Raw genomic sequence first — 2,104 nt, 5'->3', positions numbered from 1 at the left:
TGGAGCAGAAACACACGGTCGGCATCGGCAATGAATTCGGCCTCGGTCACCACGCCGTCATGATTGGCGTCGGCACCGGCGAACCAGGCACCAATCGGATCTTCGCCACGGAACGGTTCGCCCATCGGGCTGATGAACAAGCGACCGTGCGGGGGGCGGGGACCGCCCGGCGGCGGGGGCGGCGGGGGTCCGTCAGGACCGGGTCCCCCTTGCTGCACACCGGCCATCAGTGCCAGCCCAAGCCAAAAACCCACCATCTTGCCCTCCGGATGCGTCGAACCGGCGTGCTACGCGGGAAATGTCTCTCAAATGTGTCTGGCGACCGGGTTCAGGCGGCGATCCGCAGCCACAAAGCGGTGGCATCGTCCGACCCCTTGAAGCGCGGGAAGCGGCCGAAATCGCCATCCTCCTGCTCGATTGCGCGCAATTGCAGCGCGAGCCCGGTCAAGCCGCTGGTGGCGAGTTCCGCGAACAGACCCGCCTCGTCGTGCAGGCCATAGACGTCGATCAGCGCCGCAAAACCGTCGCTCATCAGCAGCAGCTCGTCTCCCACGTTGCACGGCAAGACCGCCCCGCCGAGATGCGCCGCCGCCGCTGGATCGACCCCGAGGATATAGCGGTCGGGACGTTCACGCGCAGCGCGCAGCACTTCGAGGATCGGCTGCGGTCGCTGCTTCAGGCCAAGCCCATGCTCGGCCAGCGCGGCCGCACTGGCATTTTCGTCGTCCTTGCTGGCGGGCGGCCCGATCCGCTCGACGGTATCGCCGCGCTTGAGCAACCCCGCACAATCGCCCAGCCAGCGGCACGCCAGCCCCTCCTTGCCGACGCGTGCCGCCAGGAAGGACGCGCTGGGCAATTCCCAGGCGGAGATGGCGCGCGCGTCCGCTGCGCCGCAAACCGCCGCGCAAGCCTGGCGAACACGCCCTTGCAAATCGCATCGATCGAGGCGTCGCCCGCAGCCGCAAAGGCGGCGTCCGCCTCCAACGCCAGCCACGCCGCCCCGCCGCGCGACCCGACCAGCCCCGGCTCGCCCAAATCGGTCGCGCCGTCGATCACCCAGGCGAGCGCGTCGCTCGACCCCGCGCGATCGTCATTGGCGACCGCGATATCTCCGGCAAGACTGATCGACTGGAGCAAATCAAAGCGCATACAGGTGCCCTATCAGCCGATCATGACGGATTTCAGTCGGCGAACAACAATACCGGCGTTTCGAGATAGCGCTTGAGCGCCTGCACGAAGCTCGCCGCATCCCAGCCATCGACCACGCGGTGATCGCAACTGATCGACAGGTTCATCAGCTTGGCACGCACGATCTCGTCGCCGACAAAGACAGGCCGCTCGACAATCTTGTTGGGTCCAATGATCGCCACTTCGGGCCGGTTGATCACCGGCGTCGTGGCGATCCCGCCAAGCGGCCCGAGCGAGGTGACCGTCAGCGTGCCGCCGCCCATTTCATCGGGCTTCAGCTTATTGGCGCGCGCCGCCTCGGCCAGGCGCAGGATCTCGGCGGCCAATTGCCAGACATTGCGGTCCTGCGCATCGCGGATCACGGGGACGGTCAGCCCGGCATCGGTCTGCGTCGCCATGCCGAGATGCACCGCGCCATGCCGCGTGACCACACCGGCTTCATCGTCATAGCGCGCGTTGATCATCGGGAAGGCGGGCACGGTCTTGCAGATCGCCGCGATCAGCAGCGGCAGCATCGTCAATTTGGGCCTCGACCCACGCGCACCATTCAGATCGGCGCGCATCGCCTCCAGCGCGGTGACGTCGATTTCCTCGACATAGGTGAAATGCGGGATCGCGCGCTTCGACGCCGCCATATTCTCGGCGATGCGGCGGCGCATGCCGATCACCTTGATCGCCTCATCGGCGCGGGCGTGGCTGACGTGCGGGGCGTGATAGCCCTGCCCCTGGCCATAGCGCAGGAACGCATCGAGATCGGCATGGCGCACGCGGTCGCCCTCGGTCTTCACTTGGGCGAGATCGATGCCGAGATCGGCGGCGCGTGCGCGCACGGCGGGAGAGGCGAGGACCACTTTCTCCCTCTCCCCTTCAGGGGAGAGGGTCGGGGAGAGGGGCTGTGCTGGAACGCTGGGGGCAC

The 2,104-nt window shown here is 67.2% G+C and carries 3 protein-coding genes; 1 reads left to right on the top strand and 2 read right to left on the bottom strand.

The window, feature by feature from the left end; translation table 11 throughout:
* Positions 1 to 328: 328 nt before the first annotated feature.
* Positions 329 to 856 (bottom strand): hypothetical protein, encoded by a 528-nt coding sequence (locus NW75_RS25465; protein ID WP_197057918.1) that lies wholly within the window; start codon positions 854 to 856, stop codon positions 329 to 331.
* A gap of 69 nt (positions 857 to 925) precedes the next feature.
* Between NW75_RS25465 and NW75_RS25460 the strand changes: the two genes are divergently transcribed.
* Positions 926 to 1,225: a hypothetical protein gene (locus tag NW75_RS25460; protein WP_197057916.1), complete on the top strand. Its 300-nt coding sequence runs from the start codon at positions 926 to 928 to the stop codon at positions 1,223 to 1,225.
* Here NW75_RS25460 and NW75_RS21320 read toward each other — a convergent pair.
* Positions 1,182 to 2,104 (bottom strand): dihydrolipoamide acetyltransferase family protein (locus NW75_RS21320; RefSeq protein ID WP_033967397.1); only part of this gene is annotated, 923 nt, incomplete at its 5' end. The two genes, NW75_RS25460 and NW75_RS21320, sit on opposite strands and share 44 nt — an antisense overlap.

It is taken from the genome of Sphingomonas sp. Ant H11 (assembly GCF_000797515.1).
Classification (GTDB): Bacteria; Pseudomonadota; Alphaproteobacteria; order Sphingomonadales; family Sphingomonadaceae; genus Sphingomonas.
This window is presented reverse-complemented; position numbering and strand designations above follow the sequence as displayed.